Raw genomic sequence first — 22,082 nt, forward strand, 5'->3', positions numbered from 1 at the left:
ATAAGAAAATAGCAAGATATGGATTTCAGGACAATAGTGGATGTGCCCCGGCCCGACTTTGCCATCGGGCCGCAGGAGAAGATACTGTGCGTGGGCTCGTGCTTCGCCGACAGCATAGGGCGGCGCTTTGCCGAGGAGAAGTTCCGCGCAACGGTAAATCCCTTCGGCGTGATGTACAACCCGGCGAGCATACTCCACACCGTGGAGCGCACCGACTGCGCCCCGCGCGTGGCTTTCTTCACGCTCGGAACAAACCACGTGTACATACTCAACGAGACGGGCGAGATTGTGGACAACTGCCGCAAGCGCCCCCAAAGGCTCTTCACCGAGCGCGAGCTCACGGTGGATGAGTGCATTGGATACCTGCGGCAGGCCGTCGATACGCTTGCCAAGAGAGACCCTGAGGTGCAGGTGGTGATTACCGTCAGCCCCATACGCTACGCAAAATACGGCTACCACGGCAGCCAGCTGTCAAAGGCCGTGCTGCTCATGGCGGCCGATTGGATGGCGCGGATGTACCAGCGCTGCACTTATTTCCCTGCCTACGAGATTGTGCTCGACGAGCTGCGCGACTACCGTTTCTATGCGCCCGACATGCTGCACCCATCGCAGCAGGCCGTCGACTATATCTGGGAACGCCTATCTGAGGCATATTTCAGCGAGGAGGCCAAGCGTTTCCTCGAAGAGTGGCGGCCAATAAAGGAGGCCTTGGGCCACCGTCCGTTCAATCCAGACAGCGATGAGTACAAGGCGTTCTTGCAGAAAACGCACGAGAGGATGGCGGCGCTGAAGGAGCGCTACCCCTGTCTGGAGGTATGATGGCGCCATGGCCGTCGCCTGCCTCGGGGCCGGCGGTGGTGGCGGGCCTGCGTGGTGAGCGGCCGAAAGCCCTGCCGGGGGCGCCGGCATCGGTTGGCCGAGATGCTCCGGGCACGAAAAAAACAAGTACATTCTTTTGTCTTTCGGCCGAATTGCACTAATTTTGCATTGTGAATGATGCGCCACGGCGCACAAACGATATAACGATGAGATATTCAATCGAAAAAGTCACCACGCTCATAGGAGCGCGGCGCATCGGTGAGGCCGATGCCAACATTGGGTGGCTGCTCACAGACAGCCGCTCTCTCTGTTTCCCCGAGGAGACGCTTTTCTTCGCCCTGCGCTCCGAACGCAACGACGGTCATAAGTACATCTGCGAACTTTACCGCCGCGGGGTGCGCAACTTTGTGGTGAGCCGGGTGCCCGACGGATTGGAAAACTATCCCGGTGCAAACTTCCTCAAGGTGGTCGACACGCTCGAGGCGCTGCAGCGCCTGGCCGAACGCCACCGCGATGAGTTCGGCATACCGGTGGTTGGGATAACCGGGTCGAACGGCAAGACGATGGTGAAAGAGTGGCTTTATCAGCTGCTGTCGCCCTCGATGGTGGTCACGCGGTCGCCCAAGAGCTACAATTCTCAGATAGGCGTGCCGCTGTCGGTGTGGCTGTTGAACGAGCAGACGCAGGTGGCACTGTTTGAGGCGGGCATAAGCCGGCCCGGCGAGATGCAGGCACTGCGCGACATAATACAGCCCACGATAGGCGTGCTGACGTCGCTCGGAGCCGCACACCAGGAGAACTTCCGGTCTATGGAGGAGAAGTGTGAAGAGAAGATTGCACTGTTTCACGACGCCCGCGTGGTGGTGTACGACTCTGACGACGAGACCGTGAGCCGCTGCCTGCGCAAGTCGGGCTATGCCGGCGAGAAGATTGGGTGGAGCCGCCAGAGCCCCAACGCGGCCTTCTATGTGAGCCGTGTCGACACCGAAGGCACCACTTCGACCATACATTATATGTATAAAGGGGCAGAAGGCTGCTACCGGCTGCCGTTCATCGACGACGCTTCGCTCGGCTGTTCGTTTGCATGTGCATGCGTGGCGCTGCATCTCGGGCTGACGGCCGACGAGCTCGGGCAGCGAATGGCGGCCCTTGAGCCTGTGGCCATGCGCCTCGAGGTGAAGGAGGGAAGGCACGGCTGCACGCTTATCAACGACTCTTACAATTCTGACTTCAACTCGCTCGACATCGCGCTCGACTTCATGAACCGACGGCCCGACCACAACGGGCGCAAGCGCACGCTCATACTGAGCGACATCTACCAAAGCGGCGAGCGGCCTGAAGAGCTGTATGCCAAGGTGGGCGAGCTGGCGGCAAAGCGTGGCGTGGAGCGTTTCATCGGCATAGGGGCCGACATCTCGGCGCAGGCCGGGGCCATAACAGTGGCCGACAAGCATTTCTTTGCCGACGTCGACGGCTTTGTGGGCAGCCCGGTATTCCGCTCGCTGCGCGACGAGGTGATACTGATTAAGGGGTCGAGGGCATTCGGCTTCGACCGCATAACGGAGCTGTTGGAGCAGAAGGTGCACGAGACCATACTCGAGGTCAACCTTAACGCCCTGGTGGCAAACCTCAACTTCTACCGATCTTTCATGCGTCCGGAGACGAAGATTGTGTGCATGGTGAAGGCCGACGCCTACGGGGCAGGGGCTGTCGAGGTGGCCAAGACGCTGCAAGACCATCGCGCCGACTACCTGGCGGTGGCCGTGGCAGACGAGGGGGTGACGCTCCGCAAGAACGGAATAACCACGAGCATCATGATAATGAACCCCGAGATGACGGCGTTCAAGACCATGTTTGACTATGACCTGGAGCCCGAGGTGTACAGCTTCCGGCTGATGGACGCGCTCATCAGGGCCGCCGAGAAGGAGGGAATAACCAACTACCCGGTTCACATCAAGCTCGACACAGGCATGCACAGACTGGGATTCGACCCAAGGAAAGACATAGACGAGGTGATAAACCGTCTGAAGCATCAGAACGCAATCATCCCGCGGTCGGTCTTTTCCCACTTCGTTGGCTCCGACAGCGACGAGTTCGACAGCTTCTCGGCACAGCAGTTTGCACTCTTCGACGAGGGAAGCCGCAAGCTACAGGCGGCGTTCGACCACAAGATACTGCGCCACATGGACAACTCGGCGGGCATTGAGCACTTCCCGGAGCGCCAGCTCGACATGTGCAGGCTGGGCCTGGGGCTCTACGGGATAGACAGCCGCGACAACAGAATCCTGAGCAACGTGAGCACGCTGAAGACCACAATACTGCAGCTGCGCAACGTTCCGAAAGAGGAAACCGTGGGCTACAGCCGAAAGGGAAGGCTAACGCGCGACAGCGTGATTGCCGCCATCCCCATAGGATATGCCGACGGACTGAACCGACACTTGGGCTGCGGGCACTGCCATTGCCTCGTAAACGGACAGAAAGCACCGTATGTCGGGAACATATGCATGGACGTTGCGATGATTGACGTGACGGGCATCGACTGCCACGAAGGCGACTCCGTAGAGATATTCGGCGACCATCTGCCGGTCACTGTGCTGTCGGATGCGCTGCAGACAATACCATACGAAGTGCTCACAAGCGTCAGCAGCCGGGTCAAGAAAGTGTATTTCCAAGATTGACATTAGTCAATTGCTCGTAAAAACACCTATATGCAGTCTCGTTAAACTAATTTAACGAGACTGCATTTCCTTTTTGATTAAAAATCAGTATCTTTGCCGAAAACTTACTTGACAATACCTATTGGAAATAATTAAAAACTAATTAATAACTAATGAATCCTATTCAAACAACGAAGATGACCAACTTCCGTTGGGTCATTTGTGCTTTGCTTTTCTGCGCAACGACGGTAAACTACCTCGACAGGCAGGTTCTTTCGCTTACGTGGAAAGACTTCATAGCACCTGAGTTCCACTGGAATGATGCACACTATGGCATGATTACCGGTTTCTTCTCTGTGTTTTATGCTGTCGCTTGCTTGTTTGCTGGCAAGTTTGTCGACTGGATGGGTATAAAGAAAGGTTATCTTTGGGCTATCTTTATCTGGTCGCTGGGTGCATGCTTGCATGCCGGTTGCGGTTGGGTTACGATGGAAGTCGAGGGTCTCGACTCTGTTGAGGCCTTGCGGGCTGTCGAGGCCGGCAGTGCCGTTGCTGTTGCAATAGCCACGCTCAGCGTATGGCTGTTCCTCGTGTGCCGCGCTATCCTGGCTCTCGGCGAGGCCGGAAACTTCCCTGCCGCCATCAAGGTGACAGCCGAGTATTTCCCGAAGAAAGACCGTGCTTTTGCCACTTCAATATTCAATTCAGGCGCATCGGTGGGTGCATTGGCAGCTCCTCTTACCATACCAATACTCGCCAAGCACTTCGGATGGGAGATGGCTTTCATCATAATCGGTGCCATCGGCTTTATCTGGATGTTCTTCTGGGCCCACCTCTATGAAAAGCCTGAGAACTCAAAGCATGTGAACAAGGCCGAGCTTATATACGTCAACCAGGACGAGGAAGAAGAGACAAAGCCTGCCGAAGAGGCAAAGCCCGAGAAGACCATACCTTTCATGCAGTGCTTCAAGTACAAGCAGACATGGTCGTTTGTTGTGGGTAAGTTCTTCACCGACGGTGTATGGTGGTTCTATCTGTTCTGGGCACCGGCCTATTTCTCTGACCAGTTCGGCTACGAATCGTCGTCGACGATGGGCATGGCGCTCATTTTCGTGCTCTATCTCATCGTTACCGTGCTTTCGATATACGGCGGTTACCTGCCCAAGCTCTTTGTCGAGAAGAAGGGTATGGGCCCGTATGCCGGCCGCATGCGTGCCATGCTGATATTCGCTTTCTTCCCCCTCTTCGCGCTGTTTGCCCAGCCGTTGGGTGCCAACTCGGCGTGGTTCCCGGCCATTATCATCGGTCTTGCAGGAGCAGGCCACCAGGCTTGGTCGGCCAACTTGTTCTCGACAATCGGCGACATGTTCCCGAAGTCGACCATTGCAACCATCACCGGCATTGGCGCCATGGCCGGAGGCATAGGCTCGTTGCTTATCAACCTGGGTGCCGGAGAGCTGTTCAAGTATTCCGGCGACATGGGTTCGGCCTTCTCGTTCATGGGCTTTGAGGGCAAGGAAGGTGGCTACATGATTATCTTCTGCATCTGTGCCGTGGCTTACCTGCTGGCTTGGGTCATCATGAAGACCCTCGTGCCGAAGTACAAGCCAATCATTGTTGATTGATGACATAGACACAATTTCAATTTGACTATAGCTTATTGGTTGGGCCGCCTGCGACAAGCTGGCGGCCCAAATTTTTTTTCCAGAGCCGGCGACTGGCCCGACGCATGTTGGGGTTGGGTTGCTGCGGGAAGCTTGTCCGCTGCGTTGCCCGTTTCGGCGCCATGCCACAGGCCGTATGCCTATGGCGCGTCTGGTTGCTGCCTCAATGGCTTTTGTCGCCCTAAGTCACGTCGATGGGGCGTCGTGCCATGGTGTGTTGCCATGCTGTGCGGGGTAAAACGGCAGGCGGAATGGTATCAACAACGATACCATTCCGCCTGTAGCGTTTCCGGCTATGGTGTTTGCTGCCTTGCGCCAAGCCTGTAGGTTCTGCCTGCCTGTTGCCGTTTAAGGGCGTGTGGGCGTCGGGCCGTGGGCTCTGGCGATGGGTACGGTCAGATGAACTTCTGCTTTTTCAGTGCCTCCATCATGCCTTCAGACATGGCCTCGTTGTCTTTCTTGGTGTAGCGAATGTCGGTGAAGATTTGCGCGAGAGTCTCTTTGTGGTTAATCTCGCAGAAGTGTTTGTTCTCCTCCAGCCCCTCTTTGTAGGCATACAGGCGGTCGATGTCGGCCTTGGTGTAGTCGAGGTAGGTCTCGCTGTGTACGAAAGCCTCGGCCGGGAGCCTGTCGGTGAGCGGCGGGTTTTCCGCCGGCCAGCCCACTGTTAGCGTGGCAACGGGCATCACCAGTTCCGGCAGCTTCAGGGCGTCGATGATCATTTGCGGCATGTAGACAGTCGTTCCGAGGTAGCACAGGCCCAGTCCGGCTTCCTCGGCAAGGTTGCAGAACGTCTGCGTATAGAGCAGCGCGTCGGTGGCCGCATTGATAAACGACAGGAAGTTGTCGTATCCCGGCACGGCATTCCTGTTGCGGCACCATACCGACGTACGGTTATAGTCGGCGCAGATGGTCAGCACCACCGGTGCTTCAGTCACCATTGGCTGGTTGAAGTGGGCCGGCGCCAGCTTCTCCTTGCCTTCCTTGGAGCGCGTCACCACCACGCTGTACAGCTGCAGGTTGCCCATAGTCTGCGTGCGGGCGGCCTGGCTTAGCAGCTGCCCGAGCAATTCTTCACTCACGTCCTTGTCAGAATACTTGCGGATAGTCCGCCGTGTGTTTATTGTTTCCATGTCTCTTAGCATTGATTCATGATGCAAATTTACGCATATTTTTCCTTTGTTATGCTTCCGGCCATGTGTTTTTCGCATTTTTTCAAGGCTTTGTTTTCACGTCAGAGGCATGCCTCCGCCGGTAGCTGAGCGTTTGTTGGCATGTGGCCGTGGCCATGGCGATGCGTTGGCTTGTTGGGAAAAGAAACTTACACTTGGCCGACAGCCAAGCTACGCTTGCCTTGGCCGCCGGCCGAACGGCCTGTATTGTCGTTCGGAATGCACCGTTCCGGACGGTGAAACGGGCTGTATTGCAAGGCAAAACAAGTGTTTTTGCAACGTGCTGCCGGCCAGCGGGTTGCGCCGGATGCCCCGGCCTGCGAAATGTCTTTACAGAAAAAGCAGCTTGCCGTATAGGCCCCGTCGGTGGCAGCTGGCGCCGGCATCCGGCCTGCCGCCTTGCCACGTCGCACCCGTGTAAGCCATTCACGGAGCAGGCCGGCCATATTCACAGCAACAGTTTCGACCGTTGAGCCCTGCAATGTGCGTTAACGGTAAAAAGAGACAGCCGCCGCGGCGGGCATCCCGTTGCGGCGGCTGTTTTACATCGTTGCCCGGTGGCAATCATAACCTTTCCAGTTGCACGGTGAAGTGGCGCATTATTGGGGCTTCCCATGCAATGCGCACGCCCCTTGTCACCTGCTCGCGGCGGTCGTAAACGTTCTTAAGGGCGGCGGCAATCACGTCCATGTGGTTGTCGGTGTATACACGGCGTGGTATTGCAAGGCGCAACAGATCGAGCCCGTCGAAGCGGTTCTCGCGGGTCACGGGGTCGCGGTCGGCCAGCAGGTAGCCAATCTCGCAGCCGCGTATGCCGGCCTCGAGGTACAGCTCGATGGTCAGTGTCTGTGCCGGGAACTCCTCTTTGGGCACATGGGTGAGCACCTTCGGAGCGTCGACGAAGATGGCGTGGCCACCGGCCGGGCGCTGGTAGGGTATGCCGTATTCGTCGAGTTTCTCGGCAAGGTGGTGCACTTGGTGTATTCGTGTCTCCAGGTTGTCAAACTCAGTGTTCTCGTCGAGTCCTATGGCCAGGGCGTTCATGTCGCGCCCGTTCATGCCTCCGTAAGTCAGGTATCCCTCAAACTGCACGCAGAAGCCCTTGGCCCCCTCATACCAGTCTTGCCTGTTGGTGGCAATGAATCCGCCCATGTTCACTATGCCGTCCTTCTTGGCGCTCATCGTCATGCCGTCGGCCATGGCGAACATCTCGCGTGTTATTTCCTTGATGGTCTTGTTGGCATAGCCCTCTTCGCGCGTTTTGATGAAATAGGCGTTTTCGGCAAAGCGTGCCGAATCGAAGAGCACAGGCTTGTGGAACTTGTCGGCCACGGCCCTAACCTGCCTCAGGTTCTCCATGGAAACGGGCTGGCCGCCTGCCGTGTTGTTGGTTATGGTCACTATGATGAACGGTATCCGGTCGGCATGCTCCTCAAGGGCGCGCTCCAGCTTGGCCGGGTCTACATTGCCCTTGAACGGCACTTCGAGCTGGGTTTGCTTGGCCTCGTCGATGGTACAGTCCAGGGCGATGGCCTTTCGGCCCTCGATGTGGCCCTTGGTGGTGTCGAAGTGCGAGTTGCCGGGCACGATGTCGCCCTCGTGTACGAGGTAAGAGAAGAGCACATTCTCGGCCGCCCGGCCCTGGTGGGTGGGAATCACGTACTTGAAACCGGTCAGCCTCTCGATGGTTTCCTTCAGCCTGAAGAACGAGTCGGCCCCCGCGTAGCTCTCGTCGCCGGTCATTATGCCCGCCCATTGGCGGTCGCTCATGGCCCCGGTGCCCGAGTCGGTGAGCAAGTCGATGTACACCTGGTTGGCTTTCAGTTGAAACACATTGTAATGAGCCTCCTTAATCCATTGCTCGCGCTCTTCTCGCGTGCTCTTGCGGATAGGCTCCACCATCTTGATTTTCCAAGATTCAGCAAAGGGTAGTTCCATAGGTTTGTTTTTGGTTTTGTTTTACGGTTAGTCTGGCCCGGCCCCTTGGCATGGCCGCTTTGCGGTGCTCGGTGGCCCGCTGCGGGGCTTTTGTGGCTTTTAATGCTGCAAATATACAAAATATAAGTGAAATGCAGTCGGTGCGGGGCAAAAAAATAGCATCCCCGTCATTCAGTTTTTTCACGCTGCCCCCATTGCCGCCATGGCATGGTGGCGGGCTGGCAGAGTTGTCACTCCGGCCGATGGCAGCTTCCGTGTGCGCCGCCCCGCCTTGCAGGCATGTGGATGCCACTTTGCCGCCGGCCCGGCAGCGGTAGCTTAACGCTGCCTCGTGGCGTCCGCCCGGTGGCCATGCAGGCATCCGATGTGGTCAGAAAAAGACAACGCCGCCATTGTGGCGGATGCTTTTGTGCCACATTCCGCTACAGTGCCAGGCCTGTTCGTTGGCGTGCTCCGGCAGGTATTCTTTTGTTACATTTGTCGTGCATGTTGGTCGCACGGGTCGTTTGGCCTTGCCGCCGTGGTCGTTTGGCCTTGCAATATGGGCCGTTCGGGCCAGTGATACGGGCCGTTTCGCACGGTCATACGAGCCGTGTTTCCAACTTGCTGTGCGCCAGGTGTTTACGAAACGGTGCCCCGCCGTGGCGCTAAGCACAAAAAAGTTTACAGCCACTGTGGCCGTGCCGTTTCCCGCCGGTTGGCACCTGCCGCAACCGTGCTGCCGAAGCAAGCTCGCGGCACATGCGCGAGCCCCCGACGGCGGCGCCGAATGACGTTTATCTTTATGTTTCACCCGTATCTTGGTGAGGGCTAAAATGTTATCTGTTTCGGACAACTTGCGGGCTGCGTGAGCCAAAAAAGTTTTCCCCGAAAATATTCTTTTATATCATAAAAAGTGCCTAACTTTGCCCCAGCTAACATAAACATCACAATGGATTCAGGAAAGACATTCACTTATGAGGAGGCGTTTGCCGCTTCCTTGGAATATTTCGGTGGCGACGAGTTGGCAGCCCGCGTGTGGGTGAACAAGTATGCCATGAAGGATAGCTTCGGCAATATCTACGAGAAATCGCCCGAAGACATGCACTGGCGCATAGCCAATGAGATTGCCCGGATAGAGAAGAAGTATGCCAACCCGATGACAGCCCGCGAGGTGTTCGACCTGCTCGACCACTTCCGCTACATCATACCTGCCGGCAGCCCCATGACCGGCATAGGCAACAATCACCAGATTGCCTCGCTCAGCAACTGCTTCGTGATAGGCATCGACGGCGATGCCGACTCTTACGGAGCCATCATGCGCATCGACGAGGAGCAGGTGCAGCTGATGAAGAGGCGCGGCGGAGTGGGGCACGACATGTCGCACATACGCCCGAAGGGCTCGCCCGTCAACAACTCTGCGCTCACCTCGACAGGCCTCGTGCCGTTCATGGAGCGCTACAGCAACTCTACCCGTGAGGTGGCGCAGGACGGCAGGCGCGGTGCGCTCATGCTTTCGGTGAGCATAAAGCATCCTGACAGCGAGGCGTTCATAGACGCCAAGATGACCGAAGGCAAGGTGACCGGGGCCAATGTATCAGTGAAGATAGACGACGACTTCATGCAGGCCGCCATCGACGACCGCCCTTACGTGCAGCAGTTCCCCATCGACAGCGACACGCCCGAGTACAGAAAGGAAATCAGCGCCAAGGACCTTTGGGGCAAGATTGTGCACAACGCCTGGAAGAGCGCTGAGCCGGGAGTGCTCTTCTGGGACACTATCATCCGCGAGAGCCTGCCCGACTGCTATGCCGACTTGGGCTTCCGCACCGTCTCGACCAACCCCTGCGGCGAGATACCGCTGTGCCCTTACGACTCGTGCCGGCTCTTGTCCATCAACCTTTACTCTTATGTCATCGACCCGTTCACGCCCCACGCGCGTTTCGACTACGACCTGTTCAGGGCCCACGTGCGCGCTGCACAGCGCATAATGGACGACATCGTCGACCTGGAGCTTGAGAAGATTGACATGATAATGGCCAAGATAGACAGCGACCCGCAAAGCGCCGAGGTGAAAGGAGCCGAGCGCCACTTGTGGGAAAAGATAATGCGCAAGAGCGGCATGGGCCGCCGCACGGGCGTGGGCATCACGGCCGAGGGCGACATGCTGGCCGCCATGGGCCTTCGCTACGGCACGGAAGAGGCAACGGATTTCTCGGTCGAGGTTCACAAGACGCTGGCCCTGACCGCCTACCGCTCGTCTGTCGACATGGCCCGCGAGCGCGGCGCGTTCGAGATATACAGCGCCGAGCGCGAAAAGAACAACCCCTTTGTTGCGCGGATGCGCGAGGCCGACCCGCAGCTGTATGAGGACATGGCCAAGTACGGGCGCCGCAACATAGCCTGCCTGACCATCGCCCCCACCGGCACTACGAGCCTCATGACGCAGACAACGAGCGGCATCGAACCGGTGTTCATGCCCGTATACAAGCGCCGCCGCAAGGTGAACCCCGGCGATCCCGACGTTCATGTCGACTTTGTCGACGAGGTTGGCGACTCGTTCGAGGAGTACATAGTGTACCATCACAAGTTCCTCACATGGATGGACGTCAACGGCTACGACACCAAGAAGAAATATACGCAGGAGGAAATAGACGACCTCGTGGCCAAGTCGCCTTACTACAAGGCTACGGCCAACGACGTAGACTGGCTCATGAAGGTGCGTATGCAGGGCGCGATACAGAAGTGGGTGGACCACTCGATAAGCGTCACGGTCAACCTTCCGGCCGATGTCGACGAGGCGCTCGTCAACCGCCTGTATGTGGAAGCATGGCGGTCGGGGTGCAAGGGTTGCACCATCTACCGCGACGGAAGCCGCTCGGGCGTGATGATATCCGTGTCGAAAAAAGACAAAAAGGCCGACGGGGCGTCGCTGTCGCAAGCCCCCGCGCCCTGCAAGCAGCCCGAAGTGACAGAGGTTAGGCCCAAGGAGCTGGAGTGCGACGTGGTGCGTTTCCAGAACAACAAGGAGAAATGGGTGGCTTTCGTGGGCCTGCTCAATGGATATCCTTACGAGATTTTCACCGGCCTTCAGGACGACGAGGAGGGCATTGTGCTGCCCAAGACTGTGACAAAGGGCAAGATTATCAAGCAGACCGATGAGAACGGGAAGCACCGTTACGACTTCCAGTTTGAGAACAAGCGCGGGTATAAGACAACCGTCGAGGGCTTGAGCGAGAAGTTCAACCCCGAGTATTGGAACTATGCGAAGCTCATCAGCGGCGTGCTTCGCTACCGCATGCCCATCGCCCACGTCATCAAGCTGGTGGGATCTCTGCAACTCAAGAATGAGAGCATCAACACTTGGAAGAACGGCGTTGAGCGCGCATTGAAGAAATATGTGGTCGACGGCACCGAGGCCAAGGGCCAGAAGTGTCCCGTATGCGGCCACGAGTCGCTCGTATATCAGGAAGGTTGCCTGATATGCAAGAACTGCGGAGCCAGCCGTTGCGGATAGCAGGCATGGCGGCCGCCTCGCCCACAGGGGCCGGGGCGGCCGCACCGCCTTCAGTGGCGCGTTGGCCCTGTGTGTCAATCCAAACAATCATGTCAATCAGCAACTATGGTCATTGAGTCAAGTTATGTATCTTTGCGCGAATTGCGCTTCCACGCCCGTCATGGCGTCTCGCCGCAGGAGACAGTAGTGGGGGCCGACTTCATCGTGAGCCTGCGGCTGGGCTACAACATCGAGCGGGCAATGATAACCGACGATGTGCGCGACACGTTGAGCTATGCCGATGTATATGAAGTGGTGAAACGCGAGATGGCAGTGCCCTCAAAGCTGCTCGAGCATGTTGCCGGGCGCATTGCCGACGCCTTGTTGCTGGCGTTTCCCGCCATCACCTCCGTCGACCTGAGCGTCACCAAGGTCAATCCGCCCATGGGGGCGCATTGCCTCGGGGCCGGTGTCGAGATACACTTAATAAATAATAAAACTCGTTGAATTGTTCGGGTTTTTGTGGATTAATAGCTACTTTTGCATAATTTAAATGCGATATGGGCAAAAGGTACGTTGCGTTATTGGGTCTGTTAGTGTTGTTTGCCACAGTGGTTGTAGCGGCAAACAAGCGTTTCACGCTGGTCATTGATGCCGGCCATGGAGGCAACGACGCCGGGGCGCGGGGCAAGTTCTCGAAAGAAAAGAACATCAACCTTAACGTGGCGCTGGCCTTCGGGCGCTATGTGGAGCGCAACTGCCCCGACGTCAGGGTGATATACACACGCAAGACAGACGTCTTCGTGACCCTGCACGAACGGGCCAACATTGCCAACCGCAACAAGGCCGACCTGTTTGTGTCGATTCATACCAACGCCCTGCCCAAGGGAAAGATTGCCCGGGGTATGGAGACATACACCCTGGGAATGCACCGAGTGGCCGACAACCTCGACGTGGCAAAGCGCGAGAACTCGGTGATATTGTACGAAGACAACTACAAGCAGCATTACGAGGGGTTCGACCCACGTTCGTCTGAGAGCTACATCATGTTCGAGTTTCTGCAAGACCGCAACATGGCCAAGAGCGTAGAGCTGGCCAAATATGTGCAGAAACGCGCCTGCGCCGAGGCCGGCAGGCCCAACAAGGGCGTCAAGCAGGCCGGGTTCCTGGTGCTGCGCGAGACGTCGATGCCCAGCTGCCTCGTAGAGCTCGGCTTCATAACCACGCCCGACGAGGAGAACTACCTCAACTCTTCCGACGGCGTCGACGCCCTGGGGCGTGGCATATACAAGGCTTTCGTGGATTACAAGCGCAAGTACGACCGTTCGGTCACCGTGCCCTTCCAGCCTGACTCCGACGACGAGATACGCATACCCAGCGTTGTGCCCGACGAGGACAAGCCAGCCAGGCAGACGCGACGCCAGAGGCGTAAGCGCGAGAAAGAAGAGGCCGAGGAGGCAAAGGCCGTGCGCGACGACGCCGCGAGCATAGCCGCCGAGCTTGCCAAGGCCCGTGGCGGCGAGCAGCAGGCGCCTGCCGAGGCGGCAGCCAAGGCCGGAGATGAGGTTGCCAGGCCCGGTGCCGACGGCAGCCGCGCCATGGCAGCCTACGGCAATGGCGCAGCCAAGGTGGCCGAAGCCGCCGAGGCACAGCCGGCCCCGGCCCGCCAACCGGATGCACAGCAGCCCGACGTGCCGGTGTTCAAGGTGCAGATAATGGCCAGCGGTAACAGCCTGCCGGCAGGAAGCAAGCAGTTTAAGGGCCTCGACGGCGTGGAATGCTATGAAGACGGAGGCCTGTATAAATACACCTACGGCTCTTCTGCCGACTACAACGAGATATACCGGTTGCGCAAGAGCGTGCTCGACAAGTTTCCCGAGGCCTTTATCGTGGCCTTCAAGGGCGGTTTGCGCACCGACGTGGCGGCAGCCATACGTGAGTTTAAGCAAAACCGAAATAACAAGAAATAAGACATAAAGCTTATGAAATTCTTCAATCGAGAGGTGCAGATAGCCCTCGTGGCCATCGTCGGGGTGGTAGTGCTGTTCTTCGGACTGCAGTTTCTGAAAGGCTTGAGCTTGTTTTCAGATGAGGATGTCTATTATGTGTCGTTCGACGACATAAGCGGGCTTTCAGCCTCAAGCGCCGTCTATGCCGACGGTTACAAGGTCGGGGTGGTCAAGGACATTGTCTACGACTACGGTAGGCGCGGCAACATAGTGGCCGAGATAGGCCTCGACAAGAACCTGAGGCTGCCAAAAGGCTCGACGGCAGAGATAGAGAGCGACATGCTCGGCAACGTAAAGATAAACCTGATGCTGGCCAACAACCCCGTGGAGCGTGTGGCCGTGGGCGACACCATACGCGGCGGCAAGGCCTCGGGCATGCTCGGCAAGGCCGCCGACATGATACCGGCGATAGAGCGCATGCTGCCCAAGCTCGACTCGATAATGGCGCGCCTGAACGTTCTGCTGGCCGACCCGGCAGTGGAGAACTCTCTGCACAACGTCGACGAGATAACGTCGAACCTCACCACCACCACTGCCCAGCTAAACACTCTCGTGGCCGGGCTCAACAAGAGAGTGCCGGGCATGATGGCCAAGGCCGACGGAATACTCGACAACACGGGCAAGCTGACAAAGAACCTGAGCGAACTCGACGTGGCAGCCACCATGGCCCGCGTGGACGCAACGCTCGAGAATGTGCGCCAGATGACCGACAAGCTGAATAGCAACGAGGGCACCCTGGGGCTGCTCATGCGCGACCCGTCGCTCTACAACAACCTAAACTCCACTGTCAAGAGCGCCGACTCGCTCATGATCGACCTGAGGCAGCACCCGAAGCGCTACGTACACTTCTCGGTGTTTGGGCGGAAAGACAAATGACCTGTTGCCATCTGTGGCAAAGGTTGGCGCGGACTTTTGCAACGACCGGGGCCCTTCGGTGCAAGTCGCTGCCTGCCAGCGTGTTGCACCGAAGGGCTTTTGGTGTTGTAAAACGGCCCGTTTTGCAGCGTCAAACGGCCCATATCGCAATGCCGAACGGCCCGTTCTGAAACTCTGCATGCCGCAGGTGTCCAAACGGTGTCGATGCGGTTGATTTGCAGGCAGGCCACAGTCTTTGGCATCCGGGCATCTGCGAGGCTGCCCCCGTGGCGGGCCAATATGCCTGCGGGCGGCCATTCGCGCTTATGGCGCGTGGCTGTGTTGGAGCCACAGCCATACGGCGGGGGAAAGGCCTGATGGGGCTTGGCGGCCATGGCCATGGCCGCCAATGGTTAGCATGCCAACGTGACGTCGCCGCGCGGGCCGCCTGCAATTGCAATGTCGGCTTTGCAGTACCTAATTTTTATTTTGTCTAAATAAGAAACCGCTTTCGGAGTGTTGCCTTCGCTGAGTCGCAAACGCTTGATACAAGCCCGTTTCGGCCTCATTGCGGCCCATAGTCGGCATGCGCGTCCGGCCTGCGGCATCCCGGTAACAATCCGTTGTATTCCAAGATGTTACAATCTTGCAACAGCGCAAACCCGTGGCATGGCGCCACTTTGCGTTTAACTGCCCGTAAATAAGCACGTTACATACAGTAGAGGCATGAAGGCCAAAACCCGCGGATTTGCTTGTTTCAGAAAAAATTGCGATATTTGCACACCGAAATCAGCATCGGCTTTAATTAAGTAATGAGCAACGCCAAATGGTAAACAGTCATAAGGCGCTTTGGGGCAAGTGCCTTGATTTGATCAGGGAGAACGTCACGGAGCAGCAATTCAAAACGTGGTTCGCGCCAATAGTGTTCGAGTCTTTTTCGGCCTCGACCAATACCTTGTTGTTGCAGGTGCCAAGCCATTATGCCTATGAGTACCTGGAGCAGTATTACGTTGGGTTACTCAACAAGGTGTTGGCCCGTTGTTTCGGGGCGAACGTGGTGTTGCGATACCGCATAGTGACCGACCAGGAGCACCATCTCACCCAGGAAGTCGATGCTGAGCAGCCTGCCGACATTGAGCCGCCGCGCGCCGCAAGGGCCAACCAGGCGCCCACCACGCTCGACGCCGCCGTGCCGCAAGGGCTGAACCCCCAGCTCAACCCCCGCCACACGTTCTCTAATTTCATCGAGGGCGACAGCAACAAGCTGCCGCGTACCGTCGGCATATCTATTGCCGAGCACCCGGGGAAGTCTACTTTCAACCCCTTCTTCATCTACGGGCCGTCGGGATGCGGCAAGACCCACCTTGTCAACGCCATCGGAGTGCGCTGCAAGGAGCTCTATCCGCAGAAGAGGGTGCTCTACGTAAGCGCCCGCCTGTTTCAGGTGCAGTTCACCGATGCTGTGAGGCAGAACCGCGTCAACGATTTCATCAACTTCTACCAGACCATCGACATGCTCATTGTCGACGACATTCAGGAGTGGGCCACGGCCGTCAAGACGCTCGACACGTTCTTCCACATATTCAACCACCTGTTCCGCAACGGCAAGCAGATAATACTGGCCAGCGACCGGCCGCCCGTAGACCTGCAGGGAATGAAAGACAGGTTGCTCACCCGCTTCAGCTGCGGGCTTATCGCCGAACTCGAGAAACCCAACGTGCAGCTGTGTGTCGACATACTTAACTCAAAGTGCCGGCGCGACGGATTGAAGATACCGACCGACGTAATCACCTTCATTGCCTCTACGGCCAACGGCAGCGTGCGCGACCTTGAGGGCGTGATCAACTCGCTCCTGGCCTACTCGGTGGTGTATAACTGCAACATCGACATGCGTCTGGCCGAGCGGGTGATAAAGCGCGCGGTGAAGATAGACAACCGGCCGCTCACCGTCGACGACATTCTCGAGAAGGTGTGCGCCCACTTCAACGTGACCACACAGAACGTTTTCAGCCGCAGCCGCAAGCGCGACTATGTGCTGACGAGGCAGATATCCATGTACTTCGCGCAGAAGTACACCAAGATGCCGGCCTCGCGCATTGGCCAGCTGATAGGCAACCGCGACCACTCGACCGTCATCCACAGCTGCTCTACGATAGAGAAGCGGCTCAAGGTGGACAAGGCTTTCGTGGAAGAAATGAACAGCATAGAGAACGCTTTCCGCCTGAAGAAATAGGCGGTGAGCCACAGCGTTCCTCTCTCCGAATAGGGCTGCCCCGCACAAGGCAGCCTTTCGTCGTTTCTATGGCCCTGGCGTGGCGCTCGGGTGCGGCTGGCGCCCATGTCGCATTGGCCTGGGCTGCGGGAGCGGTTACGGCCGTATGCCGTTGCCATGCGTCGATTGCCAATTGCGAAACGATGGTGTTCGCTTTATCGCCCATAGTGTTCGCCGCGGGAGCAATGCCGCTCCCTCATTCCAGTTGTCCTTGCCTTGTGTCCATGTTGCGGCATTTTCTTTCTGTGGTTTCGCCTTTTTTGCTTATCTTTGCAAACCCGGCAAAAAGTCCGGGCATGTTATTTTATTTTTAATTACCAATCAAATGTACAAACCAAATTTCTACAAGCGCGAGGTCTTTGTGTTCCGCCGTTTCGGTCGCAAGGGCTATTCACTCTTTGCTTGTTTGGGGCGTGAGGTGGTGATAAGCACCCTGAGTGCGTTCACCCTTACCCATGCCACGGCCAAAGGTGTCAGCATCAAGCCAATCAAGGCTGACACCATAGCGGCCGCCACAGACAGGGAGATGATTCTCGGCGAGGTCAGTGTGACCGGCACGAGGGCGCCGCTGGCCTCCGGCCGCACCGTGAGAATGGTTCGTGTGCTGACAAAGGCGGACATTGCCGCTGCGCCAGCGCAGAGTGTAAACGACTTGCTGAAGCTCGCCGTCGGCGTTGACGTGAGGCAGCGCGGCCCCATAGGCGCGCAGACCGACGTGAGCATCAGGGGCGGAAACTACGAGCAGATAGCCATATTGCTCAACGGCGTCAACATCTGCGACCCGCAAACGGGGCACAATGCTTTCGATTTCCCTGTTGATATTTCTGAAATCGAGCGCATTGAAGTATTGGAAGGGCCGGCCGGCCGAGTCTACGGCACATCGTCGCTTTCGGGTGCCATCAACATCGTCACTTCTTCGCCAATGCGTACTTCGGCCTATGCGCGCGCCGAGGGCGGAAGCTATGGCTATGCCTCGGCAGCTGTGAGGCTGGCTCTGTCGGGCGGCAATGCCGGCAACAGCATCTCGGGCAGCTACACGCGGAGCGACGGCTACAGCCGCAACAAGGCGGGAGGGCTCAATGCCGACTACAGTGGCGGCAAGGCGTTTTACCAAGGCGCCTATGCAGGCGATGGCATCGCCGTGCGCTGGCACGCCGGCATGAGCATAAAAGACTGCGGGGCCAACACGTTCTACGGCGTATCTTCCGACGACCAGTTTGAACATACCATGAAGACATACACCGCATTGCAGGCCGAGGCCCGTGCCGGGGCGTTCCGCTTGCGTTCTTCTATATATTGGAATCACGGCGCCGACCGCTTCGAGTATTTCCGTGGCTCGGAAGTCAAGAGCCCGTTCAACTATCACCGCTCCGACGTGTTCGGCGTCAGCGTGGGCGGATATTTCGACTCGCCCCTGGGCCGGACATCGGTCGGGGCAGAGCTGCGCAACGAGGACGTGGTGAGCACCAAGCTCGGCGAACCGCTGTCAAGGCCGCATCATATCCATGGCACCGACCGTGACTATAAGTATGGGCTGAACCGCACAAACGTCAACCTGATGCTTGAGCACAATGTGGTTTGGCGCGGACTGACGGTCTCGGCAGGGCTCGTGGCGGCCAAGAACTCATGGAACGACATGAACATGAGGGTTTATCCGGGTGTCGACATCAGCTATGCCATAGGCCGCTCGTTGACGGTGTTTGCCTCGTGCAACACGTCGTTGCGCATGCCGTCGGTCACTGAGCTGTATTATTCGGTGGACGGGCACAAGGCCGACAAGTACCTGAAGCCGGAAGAGCTGACGGCATTTGAGGGCGGAGTTAGGTATGCCTCGGGGGCCGTGCAGGCCGAGGCTTCGGTTTACCACAACCGTTACAAGAACATGATAGACTGGGTGCGCCATACGTCCGACGGGCCCGATGCTTCTTGGGAATCGGTGAATTTCACGCGTATCAATGCCTTGGGCGTGGAAGCCTCGCTCAGGCTGGGGCTCGACCGGCTCATGCCTTCGCAGCATGTGTTGCACTCGTTGGCCGTCAGCTATGGCTACATCGACCAGGACAAGGCCAACACCGACGGCCTGGAGAGCAAGTATTCGCTGGAGTATCTGCGCCACAAGCTGGTGGCCTCGCTTGGCGTAAGCGTTGTGCGCAACGTCTCGCTCGGGCTTAGCTGCCGCTGGCAAGACCGAACGGGGATATACACCGACACCGGTGGTATGAAGCAGTCGTATTCTCCTTATGCCGTGGCCGACGCGCGGCTGGAGTGGCTGGTAAGGCCTTGCAAGATGTATGTCGAGGCCAACAACCTTCTGAACACAACTTACGTAGACTATGGCAACGTGCCGCAGCCAGGATTCTGGTTTGTGGCCGGGGCCTCTGTCGAACTGTGAATGTGACACTGTCAGGCCGGAAGCGCGCCCTGCACTCATGTATTCCATGCGCATGCGGGGGCCTTCCGGCCTTTTCGTGGGGCGGCGTCGGCGGCTTCGCCCATCAGTCACAATGCTGGCGTGGCATTGGTCTTGGCCTCTCGCTGAGTGTGCAGCCAATGCCGCGAGGTAGCGGTGGCGTGGCCATCGGTGCCGTGTCGACGGTTGACGGTGCCGATGGGTGTATGTCAGAACGCATCGGGGGGCGGGCGCCAATGGCACCTGCCCCCCGTTGTAGGTAGTTGCTGCCGCGGCAGCCCCTTTGTCATTTCTTGACGATACGCTTGGCCTCGCCGTCGGTCTTCACTATGTATACTCCGGGAGCGAGCCCCGAGAGGTCGGCCTCTGTGCCCCTTTGGCGCCTCAGGCAAGTTCCGGCAAGGTTGAATATGGCTATGTCGTGCATTGTGTCCACATCGGTATGGGCCGTCTCTACGCCCGACGTTGACCCGATGGTTATGGTGAGCGAGTTGTTGCTGTCAGGCCCTATGGCCAGCGGTGTGAGGCCGTTGAGGCTGAACACCTGCACCTTGAACTTGTCGCCGGCCTTGGCGTTGGGCAGCGAACCGTTGAATGTCACCGTCTTTTTTTCATCTTTCCCAATGTAAATGTTGCTTATGAAATAAGTGGTTCCGTTCGAGTTGTTTTGCGGGAACAGGTAAGCATACAGATTCCCGCCGTAGAAACCATTGGTGCACCCGATGCTGGCAGTGAACGTGATGTCGTCGGCCGAGGCGTTGTCGGCGTCGGCCATGGCTATCGGCGCTGCCATTGTGAGCTTCGGTTGGCCTGATGGCGTCTCGGTCACGCTGATTGTTTGACTGTCGCCCAACGGCGTTCCGTATTCCGTTATCACTAAGAGGTCGTAGTTGCCGGTGGCGTTCGGGGCCGTCATGGTAAACTCCAGGTTGACGCTTTCGCCCTGTGGCACGTCGATGAGTGTTATTTCCGACTTGTCGGTTATCTGCAAAGAGCCCTGCGGCGCTATGGCAAGCTGTATGTTGCCCACATATTCTTTGCCGCTGTTGCTTAGTGTAGCCTCTACCGTAAACTGCTGTCCGGCATACGGGGTCGACGTGGCGTTGATGGCCGTCGTGGTTATTTCAGGCTCGCTTTCTGTCGGGTATGAGAATTTGATTGACCCGTCTTGTTCGGTCTTTGCGACTATGTATTGGCGCTGCGTTATCTTTGTGAGCATCTTGTACCACGTGCCAGTGGCGTTGTCTCGGTAGGCGGGGTATACCTTGTAGGTGCCTTCGGCCTGCGGGAAATTGCTCATTGGCACATTCATTGCGTTGTAGCCAGTGGCCGGGCTGTAGTTTACCGTAGTGTTGTAAGCCTCGAGGAAAGTGCTGTTGCCGTTGGCGTCTTCAACCATTATCCCAAGGGTCATGTTGCAGGTGGTGCTGGTGTAGTTGTAGAATCCGCCGCTGAAGGTCACCGTGGCCCACGAAGCCGTGTTGGCGGGTGACACAGCGAACCTGCCCGTGCAGTACATAAGCGGCTCGTATGTAGACCCCGTCTCGGCCGGCCTTATGTTCAGCGCGGCCTCCTGGCCGTAGTTGAAGCCCGACGCGGCGCCTCCCGTCCCCTGCTCATAGGGGTCGAGTGCCGTTGTCAGAAAGTAGCCGTTGCTCACGCCTCCCCATCCCCAGTTTAGGTGGAAATAGCCGTTTTTGTATCCGTCGATGACGAAAGCGTGGCCCTCGTTCTTTGTTGTCAGTCCGGTATAGAATATCGGGTAGCCGCTTGCGAGGCTGTTGTAGAGCATCTCGTTCCACTCTTCGATGCCGTAGTAGTCGCGTGACAACATGTTGACACTTGGGTCGTAGCTGAAGTATTTCTCCAATGCCACCAGGCTGATTATGCTGCTTGCGCCGCTGCTTGAGGGCCCGTACTGCATGTCGCTGGCCACGCCGACGTCGTACATCAGGCGTGCCACGGCGTTCTTCGATGCTTGTGAGCTCGTAGAGTTGTAGGTGTCGGTCATCGACTCCCAGTCATACGTGCTCTGGCTGAAGTCGGCCGACAGACTGCCGGCCTTCTGCCCGTTGACATACCAGGCGTAGGCATGGTATCCTTTGCCGGTCTGCGGCCACTTGTGGTAATACATTATCTGTGACAGGGCGGTGGCGGCGCATCCCGTGGGGCACTTCACCCCGTAGTAGGTGGGGCAGAGAGAGTTATAGGGAGAGTTCTGGTCCCACTTCGATTTTGTAAGCGGTGCAATGGCATCGTATACGGGCAAGGCCCTTTTGAGCTTGTCTCTGCTGTTTGTGGCGTCGCTGCCGGCGGCGTGTTCGAGCTCGCGCTCATATTCGCCCAGCCACCAGCGCATGGCTTCGGGCATGTTGTCGGCGCTGAAAGTGCCCTCGTCGGAGTAGCCCAGCACCTCGGCTGCGGCGCGGTCGTCGGCGGCCACTATTACGAAGCCGTCTTTCTGGCCCCGGTTGAAGGCGTAGTAAGCTTTTGACGTATGGGCGAGCCTTATCGTGGCAGAGGCTCCCTGGGCAGGCGCTTTGGCCATTCCTGCGTTGCTGTTGAAGAACTTGCTGGCGATGGTTTTCGCCTGCTCAGTTGTTATCTGTCCTGCCCATGCTGCGTTTGCCAGTAAGGTTAGGGCAATGATCAATAGTGATTTTCTCATACGTTTTTATGTTTGAATTTGGCTTTCTGTGATATTTTATGCATAATCCGATACTTTGCAAAGTTAAGGAATTTAAGCGATTGTTTGGTGTTTTGGTGTTTGTTTAACTATGGTTAACGGTTTGTTATAAGCAATGAACTCCT

General features: G+C 57.5%; 12 protein-coding genes. 9 read left to right on the forward strand and 3 right to left on the reverse strand.

Going from position 1 to position 22,082, the window contains the following annotated elements:
- Positions 1-18: 18 nt before the first annotated feature.
- From H6B30_RS06890 to H6B30_RS06900, 3 genes are all read left to right on the forward strand, one after another.
- Positions 19-819 (forward strand): GSCFA domain-containing protein, encoded by an 801-nt coding sequence (locus H6B30_RS06890; RefSeq protein WP_205109031.1) that lies wholly within the window; start codon positions 19-21, stop codon positions 817-819.
- A gap of 206 nt (positions 820-1,025) precedes the next feature.
- Positions 1,026-3,497 carry a bifunctional UDP-N-acetylmuramoyl-tripeptide:D-alanyl-D-alanine ligase/alanine racemase gene (locus H6B30_RS06895; protein ID WP_205109032.1) on the forward strand — a complete coding sequence of 824 codons (2,472 nt, stop codon included), beginning with the start codon at positions 1,026-1,028 and terminating at the stop codon, positions 3,495-3,497.
- A gap of 152 nt (positions 3,498-3,649) precedes the next feature.
- Positions 3,650-5,101 (forward strand): MFS transporter, encoded by a 1,452-nt coding sequence (locus H6B30_RS06900; RefSeq protein ID WP_205109034.1) that lies wholly within the window; start codon positions 3,650-3,652, stop codon positions 5,099-5,101.
- 434 nt (positions 5,102-5,535) lie between these two features.
- Here the strand turns inward: H6B30_RS06900 and H6B30_RS06905 are convergent, their stop codons facing one another.
- Positions 5,536-6,273: a nitroreductase family protein gene (locus H6B30_RS06905; RefSeq protein ID WP_205109035.1), complete on the reverse strand. Its 738-nt coding sequence runs from the start codon at positions 6,271-6,273 to the stop codon at positions 5,536-5,538.
- Between the two features lie 603 nt (positions 6,274-6,876).
- The gene (gene tnaA / locus H6B30_RS06910) at positions 6,877-8,250 is read right to left on the reverse strand and encodes a tryptophanase TnaA (RefSeq protein WP_205109037.1); all 1,374 of its coding nucleotides are present in this window, start codon (positions 8,248-8,250) and stop codon (positions 6,877-6,879) included.
- Positions 8,251-9,181: 931 nt separating this feature from the next.
- Between tnaA and H6B30_RS06915 the strand changes: the two genes are divergently transcribed.
- From H6B30_RS06915 to H6B30_RS06940, 6 genes are all read left to right on the forward strand, one after another.
- Positions 9,182-11,746, forward strand: coding sequence for an adenosylcobalamin-dependent ribonucleoside-diphosphate reductase (locus H6B30_RS06915; RefSeq protein ID WP_205109038.1), 2,565 nt, complete (start codon positions 9,182-9,184; stop codon positions 11,744-11,746).
- Positions 11,747-11,851: 105 nt separating this feature from the next.
- Complete coding sequence (gene folB / locus H6B30_RS06920) at positions 11,852-12,232, forward strand: dihydroneopterin aldolase (RefSeq protein ID WP_205109040.1); 381 nt, start codon at positions 11,852-11,854, stop codon at positions 12,230-12,232.
- A 53-nt stretch (positions 12,233-12,285) separates the two neighbouring features.
- The gene (locus H6B30_RS06925; RefSeq protein ID WP_205109041.1) at positions 12,286-13,695 is read left to right on the forward strand and encodes an N-acetylmuramoyl-L-alanine amidase family protein; all 1,410 of its coding nucleotides are present in this window, start codon (positions 12,286-12,288) and stop codon (positions 13,693-13,695) included.
- A 12-nt stretch (positions 13,696-13,707) separates the two neighbouring features.
- On the forward strand, positions 13,708-14,610 hold the full coding sequence (locus H6B30_RS06930) for an MlaD family protein (RefSeq protein WP_205109043.1): 903 nt from the start codon (positions 13,708-13,710) through the stop codon (positions 14,608-14,610).
- Between the two features lie 805 nt (positions 14,611-15,415).
- A complete protein-coding gene (gene dnaA / locus H6B30_RS06935) occupies positions 15,416-16,822 on the forward strand; it encodes a chromosomal replication initiator protein DnaA (RefSeq protein ID WP_205109044.1) in 1,407 nt (468 codons plus the stop codon).
- Positions 16,823-17,186: 364 nt separating this feature from the next.
- Positions 17,187-19,253, forward strand: a complete 2,067-nt coding sequence (locus H6B30_RS06940; protein WP_205109046.1) for a TonB-dependent receptor plug domain-containing protein — start codon at positions 17,187-17,189, stop codon at positions 19,251-19,253.
- A 304-nt stretch (positions 19,254-19,557) separates the two neighbouring features.
- Here the strand turns inward: H6B30_RS06940 and H6B30_RS06945 are convergent, their stop codons facing one another.
- Positions 19,558-21,939: a C10 family peptidase gene (locus H6B30_RS06945; RefSeq protein WP_205109048.1), complete on the reverse strand. Its 2,382-nt coding sequence runs from the start codon at positions 21,937-21,939 to the stop codon at positions 19,558-19,560.
- Positions 21,940-22,082: the final 143 nt, after the last annotated feature.

Source organism: Marseilla massiliensis (assembly GCF_016899955.1).
Lineage (GTDB): Bacteria > Bacteroidota > Bacteroidia > Bacteroidales > Bacteroidaceae > Prevotella > Prevotella intestinigallinarum.